This is a genomic window from Streptomyces alkaliphilus (assembly GCF_014141535.1).
Lineage (GTDB): Bacteria > Actinomycetota > Actinomycetes > Streptomycetales > Streptomycetaceae > Streptomyces > Streptomyces alkaliphilus.
Map to the genome: position 1 here is coordinate 1 of NZ_VKHT01001792.1, position 313 is coordinate 313.

Annotated in this window: 1 protein-coding gene; it reads right to left on the reverse strand. The window is 78.0% G+C overall.

What is annotated here, in order from left to right; all coding sequences use genetic code 11:
• Positions 1–178 precede the first annotated feature (178 nt).
• On the reverse strand, positions 179–313 hold a 135-nt coding region (gene rpoZ / locus FNQ90_RS26785; RefSeq protein ID WP_182608626.1), incomplete at its 5' end, for a DNA-directed RNA polymerase subunit omega.

Consider the following 313-nt stretch of genomic DNA (forward strand, 5'->3'; position numbering starts at 1 on the left):
GTCGTCTCGGTGTCTCCCCCACCGACGGCGGGGCGGCGGAGAGCGTCCCGGGTGCCGGCGGCGGACCCCATCCTGCCCCGGGCCCGCCCGGGCGGCACGGGCGGGCCCCGCAGACGCCGCCGGGCCCGGCGCCGTGTCGGGGACACGGCGCCGGGCCCGGCGGTTCCGGAGGAGCCGATCAGTCGACCGGGCCCTCCACGGCCTCCGAGGTGAGCAGACCGGCGTTGATCTCCCGCAGGGAGATCGACAGCGGCTTCTCGTGGACGTGGGTGTCGACCAGGGGGCCGACGTACTCCAGCAGGCCCTCGCCGAG